This window comes from Poriferisphaera sp. WC338 (assembly GCF_050931845.1).
Taxonomy (GTDB): Bacteria; Planctomycetota; Phycisphaerae; order Phycisphaerales; family Phycisphaeraceae; genus Poriferisphaera.
In genome coordinates, this window is sequence record NZ_CP194516.1 from 48,077 (window position 1) to 62,902 (window position 14,826).

Annotated in this window: 12 protein-coding genes; 8 read left to right on the forward strand and 4 right to left on the reverse strand. The window is 51.7% G+C overall.

What is annotated here, in order from left to right; genetic code table 11:
- Positions 1-106 precede the first annotated feature (106 nt).
- The 3 genes from ACQ6WK_RS00185 (at position 107) to ACQ6WK_RS00195 (ending at position 2,889) form a co-directional block, all read left to right on the forward strand.
- Positions 107-406, forward strand: a complete 300-nt coding sequence (locus ACQ6WK_RS00185; protein WP_432798720.1) for a hypothetical protein — start codon at positions 107-109, stop codon at positions 404-406.
- A gap of 339 nt (positions 407-745) precedes the next feature.
- Positions 746-2,098: a hypothetical protein gene (locus ACQ6WK_RS00190; RefSeq protein WP_432798721.1), complete on the forward strand. Its 1,353-nt coding sequence runs from the start codon at positions 746-748 to the stop codon at positions 2,096-2,098.
- 305 nt (positions 2,099-2,403) lie between these two features.
- Positions 2,404-2,889 carry a hypothetical protein gene (locus ACQ6WK_RS00195; RefSeq protein WP_432798722.1) on the forward strand — a complete coding sequence of 162 codons (486 nt, stop codon included), beginning with the start codon at positions 2,404-2,406 and terminating at the stop codon, positions 2,887-2,889.
- A 618-nt stretch (positions 2,890-3,507) separates the two neighbouring features.
- Here ACQ6WK_RS00195 and ACQ6WK_RS00200 read toward each other — a convergent pair.
- Positions 3,508-4,263, reverse strand: a complete 756-nt coding sequence (locus tag ACQ6WK_RS00200) for a Bax inhibitor-1/YccA family protein (RefSeq protein ID WP_432798723.1) — start codon at positions 4,261-4,263, stop codon at positions 3,508-3,510.
- Positions 4,264-4,456: 193 nt separating this feature from the next.
- Between ACQ6WK_RS00200 and ruvX the strand changes: the two genes are divergently transcribed.
- Positions 4,457-4,864, forward strand: a complete 408-nt coding sequence (gene ruvX, locus ACQ6WK_RS00205) for a Holliday junction resolvase RuvX (RefSeq protein WP_432798724.1) — start codon at positions 4,457-4,459, stop codon at positions 4,862-4,864.
- 76 nt (positions 4,865-4,940) lie between these two features.
- Here ruvX and ACQ6WK_RS00210 read toward each other — a convergent pair whose 3' ends face one another.
- Positions 4,941-6,560, reverse strand: coding sequence for a hypothetical protein (locus ACQ6WK_RS00210; protein ID WP_432798725.1), 1,620 nt, complete (start codon positions 6,558-6,560; stop codon positions 4,941-4,943).
- A 230-nt stretch (positions 6,561-6,790) separates the two neighbouring features.
- Here ACQ6WK_RS00210 and ACQ6WK_RS00215 point away from each other — a divergent pair, with 230 nt between their 5' ends.
- The 4 genes from ACQ6WK_RS00215 (at position 6,791) to ACQ6WK_RS00230 (ending at position 10,684) form a co-directional block, all read left to right on the forward strand.
- A complete protein-coding gene (locus ACQ6WK_RS00215) occupies positions 6,791-7,615 on the forward strand; it encodes an RsmE family RNA methyltransferase (RefSeq protein ID WP_432798726.1) in 825 nt (274 codons plus the stop codon).
- Between the two features lie 118 nt (positions 7,616-7,733).
- Positions 7,734-8,555 carry a chlorite dismutase family protein gene (locus tag ACQ6WK_RS00220; RefSeq protein ID WP_432798727.1) on the forward strand — a complete coding sequence of 274 codons (822 nt, stop codon included), beginning with the start codon at positions 7,734-7,736 and terminating at the stop codon, positions 8,553-8,555.
- 81 nt (positions 8,556-8,636) lie between these two features.
- Positions 8,637-10,082: a UTP--glucose-1-phosphate uridylyltransferase gene (locus tag ACQ6WK_RS00225; RefSeq protein ID WP_432798728.1), complete on the forward strand. Its 1,446-nt coding sequence runs from the start codon at positions 8,637-8,639 to the stop codon at positions 10,080-10,082.
- A 254-nt stretch (positions 10,083-10,336) separates the two neighbouring features.
- Entirely contained in the window at positions 10,337-10,684 is a 348-nt protein-coding gene (locus ACQ6WK_RS00230) for a hypothetical protein (protein WP_432798729.1), read from the forward strand.
- A gap of 84 nt (positions 10,685-10,768) precedes the next feature.
- Here the strand turns inward: ACQ6WK_RS00230 and ACQ6WK_RS00235 are convergent, their stop codons facing one another.
- Both ACQ6WK_RS00235 and ACQ6WK_RS00240 read right to left on the reverse strand, forming a co-directional pair.
- Positions 10,769-12,814, reverse strand: a complete 2,046-nt coding sequence (locus ACQ6WK_RS00235; RefSeq protein WP_432798730.1) for a hypothetical protein — start codon at positions 12,812-12,814, stop codon at positions 10,769-10,771.
- Positions 12,815-13,388: 574 nt separating this feature from the next.
- A complete protein-coding gene (locus tag ACQ6WK_RS00240; RefSeq protein ID WP_432798731.1) occupies positions 13,389-14,744 on the reverse strand; it encodes an acetylxylan esterase in 1,356 nt (451 codons plus the stop codon).
- Positions 14,745-14,826 lie beyond the last annotated feature (82 nt).

Sequence of the window (14,826 nt, forward strand, 5' to 3'; positions counted from 1 at the left end):
TCATGTTTGATATTGGACGGTCGATTATAGGAATGTCGCGGTGGAGCTAGCGGCGAAGTAATGTGGTGCATGGATGTGTTTCTGCGGCCTGGACAGGAATCAAAACATGCGACTGGTTCACGAGAAAGAAGTGAGTGTGCTGGCAAAGATCATGAGCAATGACGGCGCGGGGTGTGGGGTGTCGGTGATGTTGGAAGATCAGGTGGAGCAGCAGGCATGTGGTACAGCGGAAGAAGGGCAGGATTGTTTTGGGCATGATGTGGATTTGGAATGTGGGGCGAGTGATGGTGTGCGGGAGGTGCTTCGGTTGGTGGATGAATTGGGTGAGATTTGTCAGGAGTTAAGTGACGTGGTGGAGCCGCAGGATTGGGGAGATGGTTTTGGTCCGCCTCGGCGTGGAGCGTAATGCTTGGATGTGTTGAAGGTGGTGTGGGGTTGGGTGAGCTAAGCTAGCGGTAAGTGTGAATCAGACAGCTTGTGCATATAAAACACGTGGCCACCGGGGTCGGTGGGGGGCTTTTCATGCGCGTAGCGAGCGGTACCTATCGCGGCTGAACAGCGATTTGGAGTACAATGAGGCTGAAAGATTGGGAATGCGGGCAGGATTGTCGAACCAGTCTTGACGCTGGAGCGAAGAATAGGGATAAAGTGGGTAGGCTGGGGCGAATCTATAGCTATATCTTTGTAGGGACCATTTCCGAGTGATCGGGTGACGGGCGCAGGGCGCCCGGGAGAGCAAAAAGCGATGAAACAGACGAAAGTGATGTTGGCCTGGGTTTTGGGTGTCATGCTGCTTGTTGGGGGTGGGGCGGTAGAAGCGGCTGATGGGCCTTACATGGCAGTGGTGACCAAGGACAAGACACCGATGCACGCGGGGGCGGGTCGTGTGTTTTACAAGGTGGGTGAGCTGAAGAAGGGGGATGTCGTTCAGGTTCAAGAGATGATGTACGGATGGTATCGCATCTCGTGTCCGGAAGGGGTGTATAGCTATATCAGCGAAGCATTTGTGGATGCCAAGGGTGACGGCAGCAAAGGCGTCTTGAACAAAGATGCGGATGTGAAGGCTGGTGCAATGAGTGGTGCGGCAGATGAGAGTTATTATTCACAGAAGCGATTGAATAAGGGCGATGCGGTGTCGATCGTAGCGCAAGATGGGAGCAGTTATAAGATTGTTCCACCGAAAGGCGCGACGGTTTTTGTCGCTCCGGGGATGCTGCGAAAGGCATCGGTTCGTAAAGAGATGGAATTGAAGGAAGCGGAGAAGGAGGAAGAGCCGAAGGAAACGAAGAAGGTTGAAGAAGCGAAGCCTGAAGTGAAAGTTGAAGAGAAGCCGGTTGAAAAGAAAGTTGATGAAGCGGTTAAGGCAACCAAGGTAGAAGAGGCCGCGGTTAAGGAAACCAAGATCGATCCTGCCACAGGTAAAGCGGTCATTTCATCGGGCGATGCGGTGGCAGATGCAAAGCGTGCTGGTGAAGAAGTGAAGACTACGATTGAAGCAAAGGGGCCGGGCGGGATTCAGGCAAGTGATAAGGGATTGGTTGTGGATGAAGCTGGTGTGTCGGAAGTATTCCGAGCACTGGAGGAGCAGATGGAACCGCTGCGGGCGAAGCCGTTGTCGGAGCGTCCGTTGGATCAGATGGCAGATGCATATAAGAAGCTGCGTGACAGTAAAGCGAGTACCGCGTTTGATAAGCAAGTGATCGAAATCCGTCTCGGTGAACTTAAGCGTGATAAAGAGATTGTGAAGATGCTTGCGGACTTGAAGGCAGCTGAGAAGAAGGAAGAAGTACAAGTTAAGATCAATCGACCATTAGTGGTTGAATATGATGCGATGGGTCAATTGCTTGCCAGTGGTGTTTATGACGGGAAGCACTTGCCACGCATGTATCGGTTACTTGATCGTTCGACGGGTCGGACACTTGCTTATGTGAAGCCCGGCAAGGTGGTGGATGGTCATGCGACACTTGGCCGCTATGTTGGCATCAAAGGAAAGATCGGTTATGACCCAGCACTCAAGTTGAAAGTAATCACCGTTGAGAAGATCGATGTGCTTGAGTCGGCGAAGAAGAAGGCTTCTTCGACTGAAAGTAAGAAATAAGATCTATTGGTTAATGACGATGATGAAAAGGGCTGCTGATGGCGGCCCGTTTTTTGTTGTGTAAATTGCGAGTTATCGGTCGTCTGATGTTGAGAGGGGCTTGAGCGGTTAGGGAAAAAAGATGGGGGTTTGAGATGAGTGCGCGCGGGTTATGGCGGCGGTATGGGGTGGACGAGGAGAAGATCAAGAGATTGTGAGCGATGCAAAGCCAGCCGGTTGATGCAGTGTGTTGTGGTGTCGATGTCCTATGAGGCAGCGAAAGCTGGGGACTGGAAAAGGGGCTGAGAGCTAAAGGAGTTTATATCGTGTCACATCCGATCCGCATTGGTGAGATTTTAGTTGAGCAGGGCGTACTGAATGATCAGCAGGTGTTTGAGATTGTGCAGATGCAGAAGCGTGTGCAGAAGCCGTTTGGTGTATTGGCTGAGCAGATGTTCGATGTGACGGTTGATAGCATCGAGAACGCTTGGGTGGAGCAGTATCATCGTTCGACAGGGACAGTTGATTTGGAGAAATGCCGGATCGATGAAGAGGCATTAAGGATGATCAATCGCCGACAGGCATGGCAGTTTGAGATGTTGCCGATTGGGAACGAGCCAACGGGTGAGTTATTGATTGCTGCAAGCCGAAGAAGGTTAGCCCGTGCGGTGACGTTTGCGACGCACAAGTTAGATCGAGTAGTGTTTTTCCGCATCGCTGAGAGTGAGCAGCTCAGGACATTCTTACGTGATCATTATCCGATGCCGGAAGTTTCAGATGAATTGTTAGAAAAAGTTAAAGAGCTGAGTTGAACGGCCAGATAATAAATTCACAGTCGTATGCAGTTCACTTCAATGTTGGGAAATGGATTGAAGAGAACCACGACATGCAACGTGTCGGCTATTAGGGGGCGGGCACGTGACGGCTGGTATTAACGTAGAAAAATTAAAATCAATTGCGCGATAAGTATGTCTGTTTTTGATGATGTACTTAGCGCGGTGATCGAAGCGGCGGCCTGTGTTATGACGGGGCGTAGTGGAGAAAGTCTGCCAGTGTCTTAGAGATGAGATCTGGTGGATTGCAGATGTGCTGGATCCGCTTTTGCAGGGGCGGGGACCGGAGGGGGAGGATTTGTCGGGGAGGAATGCTGTGCCCGGCACATAGTTGGCGGGGGATACTCATGGAGGAGGGATGTGGGAGGAGGATACTGGGAGGGATACCCAGCGGAAAAGGTGGGGGACATGGGGAGGGAGGATTAGGAAACCCGTCAGGGGAAGGGATAGATGGGTGTTCGGTAGTATGAAAAGCCGCTCAGAAATGAGCGGTTTTTCTTTTGGTATGTGTTAGTTGTATGTGGATTGAAAAACCCGAGCGCGGTGCTCGGGTTTGTTTGTTGTAGTGTGTTGGAAGAAGTCGCCTTCCGGGGGGATTTAGTCAGATTTGAGTTTTGAGAGTAGGCGGAGGATTTCGAAGTAGAGCCAGACGATAGTTACGGTGAGTGCAAAGGCGGCATACCATTCCATGTGCTTGGGGGCACCGTTTTGAGCACCACGTTCGATGAAGTGAAAGTCCATGGCAAGGTTGAGTGCAGCGAGTCCAACAACAAGGATGGAGAAGCCGATGGAGATGTATCCACCGTTTTCAAAGCTGAGGACAGCAAATGGGTAGTTAAAGAAGAATGAAGATACGAATGCAATGAGGTAGAAGAGCATGAGCCCACCGGTTGCGGCCATGACGCACATGATGAAAGTGTTGGTGACTTTGATGATGCGCGTGGAGTAGAGAATGAGCATGATAGTAAACACGCCAAAGGTACAACCGACGGCTTGAACAGCGATGCCGGGATGAAGACCTTCGATGACACAAGAGAGTGCACCGAGGAATAGGCCTTCAAGGAGTGCGTAGATCGGTGAGGTAAAGGGGGAGATGGTAGGTGAGAAGGAGGTGATGATGCCGACGATGAGTCCGCCGATTGCGCCGACCATCATGAGCGTGTAGGCGGTGGAGGGGGTGGCAGCTGTCGTGGTTTTGTACCAGGCATAAGCAGCAGAGACGACTACAAGCCCGAGGAGGAAGGCTGTTTTGAGGAGTGCGCCGTTGATAGTCATGAGGCTGGAGCGCTCGTAGGACGAGCCGTGAGAAGAGAAGGTGTTGTCGCTGAGGACGGGGTTGGATGAGTTGAACATGTCGTTATCTCCGGAACGATGATTGTTTGAGTTTTAACAGCAGACGGTTGCGGCTCTATTGTAAGAAAATCAGCAGTGGTGTGAAGAGCCTCCCGGAAGTACGGTCTTGGAAGTTCTTCTAAAGAAGTGTCAAGGTGAAAGATGGGTGGGTAGCTGATGAGACGAATTGGGTGGGGAGTGGTAGGATGTGGGAATGAGGTATTTGGCGATCGATTTTGGTGAAAAACGGACGGGTTTGGCTGCTGGCGATGACGTTATGCGGATTGCAACGCCGGTGGAAGTGGTGCGGACGGGAAGTGAGATGGAGCGAGAGCGATTGATTTTAAAGGCGATCGATCGGGAGGGTGCGGAGGCATTGGTGGTGGGGTTACCGCTGCATATGGATGGCAGTGAGGGTGAGAATGCTAAGCGTGTGCGGGGGTGGGGGGAGTCGATCGGGAAGGCGAGTGGACTGGCGGTGCATTATGTGGATGAGCGATTGACCAGTGTGGCTGCGAATGATCAGATGGCGATGAGCGGACTGACGCACAAGCAGAAGAAAGCGCGTCGAGATGCCCTTGCCGCGGCAGCGATACTACGAGATTTTTTAGATAAGTTGTAAGTGAGCATACAAAAGGTCTAACCGTGGGTTAGAAGATCTTGTGATGTGTGTTGTTTGAGTGTGTCTAACTGTGAGGTTAGAAGAAGAATCCAACAAGACAGAGTGCTGCGGCAGTGCCGAAGGTACAGATGGCAACCCATCCAACGGTGTCACGGTTTTCAGGTGAGAGTTTGAGGATGGGGAGGTTAATGAGCCCGAAGATTTTGAGCATTGAGCTGGAGATGTTTTTTACCAGTGACGTGATGCGCTGAACGAGAGATACTTTTGCGGAATTTGTGGTTTCAGCTTGAGCTACTGCGGGCTCAGTGATGATGGGTGTGGTGAGAGTTGCGGTTTGCGTTTGCGGTTTTTCAGGAACGACTTCGGCTTCGGTGGCCGGTGCGGTGGAAGCGATCTGTTCTGCGAGTGCAGCATCAAGCTCGGAATCATCATTAGCGGCAAGTTGTGCGGCGGCTTCAATCTTAGCGTCTTCATCAAGTTCGCGTGCAACATCATCAGCGGTAGCGTTGAAGGTAGTGGGGGCTTCGGAACCATCGTTCAAGAGTTCGTCGGGCGACGCGAAGGAGCCGGCAAAATCATCATCTGTTTCTTTGGTTGCAGGAGCCAGAGTGTCTTGTGAGATTAGGCTGTCAGCTTCGGATGCGATCTGGTTATCAAGCTGATCAATTGGTGGGTCTGAGGCTTCTGCTGCTGCGGTATTTTCGTTGTTTTCTACAGGTTTTTCAGTTGATTCAGTAGTATTGTTGCCGAAGAGGTTGTCGAGCTTGCCGGCGAGCTGATCTAAGCTGAAAGAGCCGTCAGATTCAGTTTGGGCTGGTGCTTCGCTTGTGGCGGCGGTCGGTTGGACCTCTAAATCTTGAGGTGAGTGGAAGTCGCCTTCAAGTTCATTGTTGGTCTTGGCCTGTGTTTGGAGAGCGGCTTCTAACTCAGGCGTTTTTGTTTCTTGAGATGCGTCTTGCTTGCGCTGTTCAATGATTGTGGAGGGATCGATTTTGCGTTCAGAAGAAATATCCAAGTGCTCAGGTGCGAGGAAGTCACCAAGCATGTTATCTTCTTTTGATTCAGATGCTGTAGGTGTTTGGGCTACAACAGCATTGGCTTGGTCGATCGCAGTATCGATTTGCTGGTCAATGATCTGATCAACGACATTGTTGTCGATGGTCTCAGCTTCATCTGTGGATGAAGTGGCGGCGTTGAGTAGCGCATCGATGTCACTGTTATCTACAGTGCTTGCTTCTTCAGTTGGCGATTCATCTGCGGCATTAATCAGTGCCGCGATGTCATCATTGCCGACATTGCCTTCAGCTGTTGCATCGCCTTCTTCGGTTGCAGCGGCAGCGATGTCTGGATTAGATTGCGCGAGCATTTCAAGCATGATGCGTTCGGCTTCATCTTCAGGGAGTGAAGGCGAGCCGGGCGGTGGTGTGGGAGATTTGTAAGGTTCGGGTTCCGGAGCGTTAGATTTGGTTTGTTCGGCGGCAACGGCTGCGGATTTTTTCAGGAATTCTGGTGTTTTACTTACTGCAGCGGGTTCTGTTGCAGGTGAAGATTCATCAGGCGATATCGTTGCGGATAGAGCATCGGGGGGAGGTGTGGTGCTGCCGGGGGCTGCGGACTCAATGCGCGCAAAAAGATCATCCAGCTTGTTTTCCAAGTTGGAAAGATCGGTAGCGGATTGTCCGTTTGCGTCTGACACGTGCGTCTATGGCTCCATGATCACTGGCGGCTGATGCGGGAGTGTGCGATGATGTTTCCCGGTTTGTTGAGGTTTGGGGAAACGCGATTCTGGTGCGGCGAAGGCGGTAAAATGCCTAGGCCACGATATGTGGAATATCGGCGGTTGTGTGAGGCGACTGAAGGTTGAGCGGGTTGAGGTGCGGTTTTTGACGCGACAGAGCGGATTTTAGAGGAATGTGAGGATTGGCTATGCGGACGGTGAGGCTTTATGTTGCGAATTTGCAGGTTCTGCTGGGGCAGGTGATCGATCCGACGGCTGGATTGAACATCGTTCGCAGGTTATCGGCCATTGTACCCGTTGTGGTCGGGGGCGATCAGGGAAAACATGCAGCTCGTGTTTTGCGGATGCAAATGGGGGATGAAGTTGAGGTTTTTGATGGGGAGGGGCTATTGGGTTGTGGGGAGATCGTACGGACAAGCAAGAATGAGATTGAGGTCGGTGTGCGCGAGATGTGGGTGGAGCGGAAGGGGATTGAAGATGGGGTGGAGCTTCGGGTGTTGAGTGCGGTGCCGAAGGGTTCGCGGGTAGACGTGATGATTGATGGGCTGTCGCAAGTGGGAGTGACAGTGTGGGGGCCGGTGGTGTGTGAGCGCAGTGCGGTGGTGCCGTCAGCAAAGGAAGGGGGCAGTGGGAAGTTGGGGCGGCTTGAGACGCGGGCTGTGGAGAGCGCGAAGCAATGTGGGCGGGCGTGGGTGATGGATGTTGATGGGTGGCGAAGTTTTACTGAGATAATCAGTGCGGCTGATTTGGAAGGTGAGAAAGTGATGCGGTTGATGATGGATTTAGTAAATGAGGAAGAGGGTGTGACTGGGGATGAGATTCGGAAGTTGATGGCCGGGGTGGATCGCGTGGAGGTGTTGGTCGGGCCGGAGGGAGGGTGGACAGATGAAGAACGTGCGGCGGCAAAAGCAGCGGGATGGATCAGTTGGCAGGTGGGGCAGACAGTGATGCGAATCGAGACAGCGGCAGTCGTTGGCGCGGGGGTGGTGCTGGCAGGATTGGGTGGTAAGTGAGATTGATCATGGGGCTATGGATATGTGCGTTGGTTTTGGTGTAGGAATTGAGGCTGGATGTCTTAAGAAAGGGTAAGGGGATTTGATGGGTGATGTTGGGGTGGGTATGCTTCGGGGTATGAGTGAGAACCACGAAAAACCGCACGGGCAGGAAAAGAAACACGGTTCGGGTGGACATCCCGGCGGATACCCGGGGGGGCGTCCTGTTGGTGGTGACGGAAAACGTGGCGGCCCGCCCGCAGGGATGCAGTTGGAAGAAGTCGATCTGAATGAGAAGGGGGCGCAAGGTGCCAAGAGCGATCGGCGAATGTACATGCAATTGCTTGTGTTCACCGGGACGGTGGATGAAGGGGCGCTGATTGAGGGGTTGAAGAAAAATCGGATTGAGGGCGCGCTGTATGCGGATGTGAATGATCCGTATGGCTATGGCCTGCTGACGATGAGTGAGAAGCCAGGCTTTTTCGCTGGAAAGCTACGGGATTTTCTGCGTGGCGAGTTGTTTGATCAATTGATGTTGCGTGATGAGTATGTGATGTTTGGCCGGACGTATTCGCTGGGGTACGAGCCGGATTTGAATGAGGTGTTACTTGATCGCCCTCGCCGGTATGTGAGGGATAAGGATTGGCCGTGGGCGGTGTGGTACCCGTTGCGTCGTGCTGGATCATTCGAGCAGTTGAGCGGTGAAGAGCAGATGGCCATTTTGCGTGAGCATGGTGGAATTGGCTTTTCGTATGGTCGGGCTGGTGTGGCGCGTGATGTGCGGCTGGCGTGTCACGGTATGGGCGGTGAAGATAACGATTTTGTGATTGGTCTGATCGGCCAAGAATTGCACCCGTTGTCTGCATTGGTTCAGCGTATGCGTAAGACAAAACAGACGTCGCAGTATCTTGAAGAGCTTGGCCCATTTTTTGTGGGCAAGGTGCTATGGCAATCTAAGTAGACTTGCAGTGTTGATAACGGCACGCGGTCTAATCGTTAATTAGATTGAGATGTTAACCCGGTATATTGGGGCAAGATTGAGATGGAACAAGACGCGCAGTTTAAGAATCGTTTTGCAGCAGCACTTTCAACGCTTGAAGCTTTGGGGCAGGAACACGTGTTACATTTTTATGCGGGGCTTGATGCAGCCAGTAAAGAGAAGTTGTTGGATCAGATCGAAAGTGTGGACTGGGAAGAGCTTTCAGGATTGATTGAGAGTCATGTGAAGGTGAAGCCGGAGGTTCATCTTAGTGAGGATATTGAACCGGCGCCGTGGTATCCGAGTGTGCCAGCAGAGGGCGATGAGAAGAAATATGAGAAAGCACTGGCACTTGGTCATAAACTGATCAAGGATGGGCGTGTGGCAGCGTTCACGGTTGCGGGTGGGCAAGGTACGCGTTTGGGGTGGGCGGGACCAAAAGGCACGTTTGCAGCAACACCGCTGCGAGGTGTGACGCTGTTCGGTTGCTTTGCAGAGTATATCCGACATGTTCAGAAAAAATATGATTGCACCGTGCCGTGGTACATCATGACCAGCCCGCTCAATCATACGGAAACGGTGAAATTCTTTGAAGAGAATGAATACCTCGGTTTAGACAAGGCGAATGTGATGCTGTTCCCGCAAGGGATGATGCCTGCGGTGGATTGCGAATCGGGCAAGGTGCTTCTGCAGGAAGTAGATTCGATTGCACTGTCACCGAATGGCCATGGTGGATCTCTTAAAGCGTTGTACACCAGCCGCGCGATCCATGACATGCGGCAGCGAGGGATTCAACATATCAGTTATGTACAGGTTGATAATCCATTGGTGAAATTGATTGACCCGATGTTTATCGGTTTGCATGCGATGGATGAATCGGAGATGAGTTCGAAGATGTTGCCGAAGCGCGATCCGTTTGAGAAGCTTGGTAACTTCTGCAAGGTTGATGACAAGGTGACGGTGATTGAGTACAGCGATTTGCCGGACGAGCTTGCGGTGCAGCGCGGAGATGATGGTGAGCTTAAGTTCCTTGCGGGCTCGGTGGCAATTCATGCGATGACGGTTGATTTTGTTGAGAAATTGAACAAAGGTGGGTTTGGTTTGCCGTTCCATCGTGCGGATAAGAAAGTACCGTACTTGGATTTCGAGACGAAGTTGCCAGTGAATCCAGAAGAGCCAAATGGTGTGAAACTTGAGACGTTTGTGTTTGATGCATTGCCATTGTGTGAAGTGTCAATTGTCTATGAAGCGCTTAGAGAAGAAGAGTTTGCACCGATTAAGAATGCAGATGGGCCGGGGGTGTTGGATTCACCCGCAACTAGTAAGCAGATGCAAAGCGACCGTGCAGGGCGATGGCTTGAAGCGAACGGTGTGGATGTGCCACGGGATGCGCATGGGCATGTTGATGCAATGATTGAGATCAGCCAAGTGACTGCAGTGGACGCTGAAGGGTTAGCGAAGCATCCGCTGCCGGAGAAGATTGATCGTGGTGCAGAGATCTTGCTGTAAAGCGGCCGAGAATATTTGTGCGACTGCGTGTTTATACTGAAAAAATAGACTGATAAGCTTTCTAACCCGCAGATCCGTCTGCGGGTTTTTCGTATGCGACGTGGTCCACGCCGTTATCACTAAAGGGGGTGGTGTTTGTTGTCGAATCGTAGGGTGGCGGACGGATAAGTCGGACGGGGTCGGCAGGGGTTAAGGTTGAACAACGTGTTGCAATCTTCTGCGGGTTGATAGAAGATGTTCAGTGAGGTGACGATATGAAGAACAGCATGATGATCGTGACGGTCTTGGTAATGGGGAGCTTGCTCGTGGGGTGTGCGAGTCGGCAGGAGAAGAGGCTGCTTGCAGGGTCTAGCCTTGTGGGCGCGGGGTATGATGTGAAGTTCCGGGCGCCAACGGATGGGGTTGTGTACTATTATGACCAGAAGAGTAAGCGTATCCTAGCGACGCATTCATTGAATAAAGACGAACTGTTTGATGCTTCGGCGGATATGTATTCATCGAAGCTGAAGATGTTGCTAGGCAAGAAGGCAAGCAAGGCACGTCTTCACTTATATTGGAAGGCCTCAGTACCACATGGAACGTACTACCGTTACCAGTACTGATGGATTGAGATTGTGAAATTGGATTTTAAAAACCCGCTTGTATTTAAGCGGGTTTTTGCATATCTGGTTGTCGGATATTGCGAGTTAGGGGATGCGGGAGGTTTTGAGTTTCTCAAGGGTTTCGAGAAGTTCGGTAGTCGCGAGAAGAGACATGGCGGAAGAGGTGAGGGGAAGGCGATTATCGAAGAGAGTTTGTCGGGTGCCACCGAGCACTTTATCAGGCGAGAGTGTGTAATAGCAGGAATCGTCATTGAACGAGAGTTGATCAAGGAAGCGTGCTGCGAGTGAGGCAGTAAGGATCCAGCCGAAGCCGTCATGATTTGCTTTGATGCCGGGCTCACGGAGTCCGACGGAAAGCAGGGCGAGGACTTGCGCGGAATGCCATGATGGGTTTTGGATGGCGCCGGTGGGAATGGTTTGCAGTTGGAAACCGCCCACGATGTCAGCGGGTCCGTTCTTGGGAAGCTCGATGATTTGTTTAGATTGTAGTTGCTCGATGAGCTTACCGAGGACTTGCTGACGTTCCGAGAAAGCGACGCGCATCTTGGGATTGTCAGACGCATCGAAGAGGTCAGCAGCGTAGGTATGTGCGAGTGCGATCCAATAGGCGGAAGCAATGTCGGGGTTGTCAGCGATCAATTTCCAAACGACATTCAGAGAGCCGATTACACGTGGGCGGAGATCTTGTTGTGGTGAACGATGGTGTAATGTTGCGAGCGCAGCAGTGATAAGCGCTTGCGCACCTTGTGAGACAGGTTTCGCTTCAGGATTCGACGCAGTTCTGAAGGAGCCATCTTCGTTTTGGAGTGTGAAGAGGCGGTTGGCGAGTGCGGAGCGGAGCGGGCCGAGGACGGTAGTGCGGGGCGACTCGATGATGTTCATGAGTGCGAGCGAAAGCTCAACGGCTTTGGCGGGTTTACTAGGGTTGATGAGTGATTCTGCGATTTCTTCAGCGATGCTTGAAGCTTGATCCGCGGTGTTGTCGGTTGAAGGTTGAGTTTGGCCGGTGGTTTCGAGGAAGCGTTGATGGCGGAGGACTGAGTAGGTGGTGAGAAGGGTTTGTTGCGGGGTAGCATAGTTTGGCTTGTAGTTGTTATTGGTTGGGCTATAGGTTCCGAAGAACCGGTTGTCAGGTGCGAATTGGGTAGCGATGTGGTCGCTTAGGTTTTGTGCGATTTGCAGGACTTCCTGATCGCCGATGCCGTGAGGAGGTAGAAGTTTGTTACCACGGATGAGTTGAACGGGTTGAAGATCAGCTTGTGGCTTGACGTAGTGGATAACGTCGAAACGTTCAAAGGTGAGGCCGTTAGGTTGCCCGATCTGTGGGATGTCAGTGAGTTTGAGATTGAGATCGGCGATTAGGCGGTTGACCTGTGAAGGAGGGAGCATGTTTTGTGCGATGGCAGTAGCCGGCCAGATGAAGGCGCCATATGGGTGTTTAGATTGCGGGTTGATGGCGCGAGCAGGATTGGTGAGGCGCAGGCCGTGATAGCCTGGAGCGAAGTTGTAGTAGATAGCTTTGGGCATGTCTTGCCCGGCAAGATTGACGGAGGTGAGGTTGTAGGCGAGTTGAATGTCTATTTGCAAGTTAGGTGCGATGTCAGTGATGGTGCGCTGTTTTTCTTCTGAGGTGATAAGCCCTTTGGCGAGTGCGTTGATACGTGCATCGATGAGGTGTTCATCAAGGTTGTGAAGAGAAAGGCGGGCGGCATCGGCAGTGAGCGCGGTGAGGTTGACAGCGGGTCCGGGAATGTCGACGAAAGCGCCGACATCTTGTGAGTAGACGGTGCCTTCAGCAACTTTGAGGCCGTCTTGGCGAAGGGTGATGCGGATGCCAAAGAGGGCAGTGGTGTAGATGGGGTTTTCGTGGGCGATGTTGTCAGGGACAGCCCCTTTGGCAAGCCAGTCTTCAACCATGAGATAAGACTGGATGGCGGAAGTGAGATCAACAAGCGGTGCTTCGAGTTGATTGTCGTTATCGGACGTTTGGGCGGTGGTTGGGGAGATGAATAGAAGCAGGGCAGCCAAGAACAAAAGGATGACAGGGAAGGATAGGTAAATGGGGCGAGCGTTTCGGCGGGGCGACGTGGTGCGCGGGTTCAACGTGCAACGGGGTGAGATGATGCTCAAAATCGACATCCTGCACGAACGGAAGCGGGTTTTGCTTGCGGGTGTTTTCACGTAAGTTTCTTTCAAATATTGGTTTACGTGCTATCGTGCGTGTTGGCACGGGAATTCGGCACGGGGCTTGATGATATCACAGTGAACTTGATTTGGAGAAGCCCCATGATGAGTAAACTGATTTTTGATCTGAGTAGCCAAGAAGCAACGATGCGTCGCAAGATTCTGATCCTCAGCATTTTGACCTTCGTCGCTCTTTGTTAGTTCACCCGGCTCACAACGTCCAAAATGGATGTATGACTCAGGCAAACACAGTTCCAGACAGTGTTAGAAAGACGCACCGTCCAGAGGGAAAAGAGACACGCACCTCACGCGGGAGCGTATCACGACGAAGATGCCAGTTCTTGGTATCGGCAGAGTGATTAAAAAATGACCAATGCTTCAAGCCCCACCTCGTGCCGACGGTGGGGTTTGTTTTTAGTTATATGGGGGTTTGGCTGTGATAAGGATTACATGTTGTGTTATGAAAAAGGCATCATGATCGCTCATGATGCCTAAGCGCTGATTAGATTATGAAGAGAAGTTAGTTGGTTTGCATGTCTTTGACATGCTTGAGGATTGCTTCGTCGAATTGGTCTTGAAGCGGCCTGGGGAAGTTGTGTCCCATGTCGGGGATGGCGTGGAGGGTTTTGTTTTTATGAGGGATGGTATTGAAGGCAGCGTAGACAGACGAGGGGCAACAGACGTGATCAATCAAGCCAACAGAGACGATAGCTTTGGCTTTGATATGTCGGGCAAAATTGACCGCGTCGACATAGCGGGAGGCTTCAAGTGTTTTTTTGTAGGTTTCGTCTTTGGTTTTGGGTGAGGTCCAGCCGAGGAGGCGGGGCCAACCGACCATACGGCCAGCTTCATAAGCGGTGTGATCACTCATGGCGGGGACGGAAGCGCACATCATAGTGATATCGGGATCGACACCGGCTGCGGCGAATGCTTGTCCACCGCCTTGTGATGAGCCGAGGACGATGAGTGTTTTGCCGTCCCATTCGGGTTGTGATTTGATGAATTTGAGTGCGGCGAGTTGGCGGATGAGCATGTTGGTGAAGTAGGATTGATCGCGATCGGTTTTGCCTTTGGCGGGATAGCTTTTGAGGGTGGTTTTGTTTTGATCTTGGTAGAAGGCGTGTGGTTTACCGTTGGGCAGGCCGTGTGCATTGAAATCAATGATAAGGAAATTTTGTGTGGACCATTTGATGGTGTTGTTGACATTAGATGAGCGGACACCAGCAGAGTGTGGTGTGATGATTGCAGGGAGTGATTTAGGTTTGGCGTTTTTAGGTCGAGCGAAGTAGCCGGAGAGTGGGATTTGCTTGCCGTTGAAATAAGAAGGCGTGTCGGCTTGTACATCAAAAATTTCGATAGTTTGATTGCTGTTCTTCACAGGTGTGAGTTTTGCGTTTAGAGGGGTTTCTTCGACAAGCTTACGTTTGGCTGCCCAGAAGGCTTTGAAGTCATCGGGTTCTGGAAGTGATGCGGTGATGAGATGCGGATCAAATGCGGCGGCGACACGTTTGAACAGTTTTTTTTGTGATTTATCTTTGGGTGTATAAGCGAGTTCGAGGCGGATGATGCCGGGCTTATCGAGGGTGGCGGTGAGGACGAGTGGTTTGCTGTCGACGGTGTGCTTGCCGGATTCAATAGTGTGATGCCCGTCTTGGGTGATGTTGTAGTTGAATGATTCACCAATGGCGGGTGTATTGTTTGGGTTATGAAGACGAATGGTGAAAGTGGCAGGTTCGCCTTGCTTGTAGATGGCGTCTTCACGGTCGACAGAGGTTTGGAATGCGAGAGCGGCTTGGAGGGAAGCGGGTACGAGAGTGAGCAGGGTTGCGAATAGGAGAAAAAGTAGCGTTGTGCGTTTTGGTGAGAAGTATTTCATCTTAGGGGTTCCGTATGGTTAAAGGACAGCCGCGTGAATGCAGTATAGCTATCGAGGTAGTTTGGATAAATTGGTTTTGTTG

What these genes read in the sequence shown, in the direction of transcription:
- ACQ6WK_RS00185 (WP_432798720.1), top strand. Translation starts at nt 107, where the DNA reads ATGCGACTGGTTCACGAGAAAGAAGTGAGTGTGCTGGCAAAGATCATG.
- ACQ6WK_RS00190 (WP_432798721.1), top strand. Translation starts at nt 746, where the DNA reads ATGAAACAGACGAAAGTGATGTTGGCCTGGGTTTTGGGTGTCATGCTG.
- ACQ6WK_RS00200 (WP_432798723.1), bottom strand. Translation starts at nt 4,263, where the DNA reads ATGTTCAACTCATCCAACCCCGTCCTCAGCGACAACACCTTCTCTTCT.
- ruvX (WP_432798724.1), top strand. Translation starts at nt 4,457, where the DNA reads ATGAGGTATTTGGCGATCGATTTTGGTGAAAAACGGACGGGTTTGGCT.
- ACQ6WK_RS00215 (WP_432798726.1), top strand. Translation starts at nt 6,791, where the DNA reads ATGCGGACGGTGAGGCTTTATGTTGCGAATTTGCAGGTTCTGCTGGGG.
- ACQ6WK_RS00220 (WP_432798727.1), top strand. Translation starts at nt 7,734, where the DNA reads ATGAGTGAGAACCACGAAAAACCGCACGGGCAGGAAAAGAAACACGGT.
- ACQ6WK_RS00225 (WP_432798728.1), top strand. Translation starts at nt 8,637, where the DNA reads ATGGAACAAGACGCGCAGTTTAAGAATCGTTTTGCAGCAGCACTTTCA.
- ACQ6WK_RS00230 (WP_432798729.1), top strand. Translation starts at nt 10,337, where the DNA reads ATGAAGAACAGCATGATGATCGTGACGGTCTTGGTAATGGGGAGCTTG.
- ACQ6WK_RS00240 (WP_432798731.1), bottom strand. Translation starts at nt 14,744, where the DNA reads ATGAAATACTTCTCACCAAAACGCACAACGCTACTTTTTCTCCTATTC.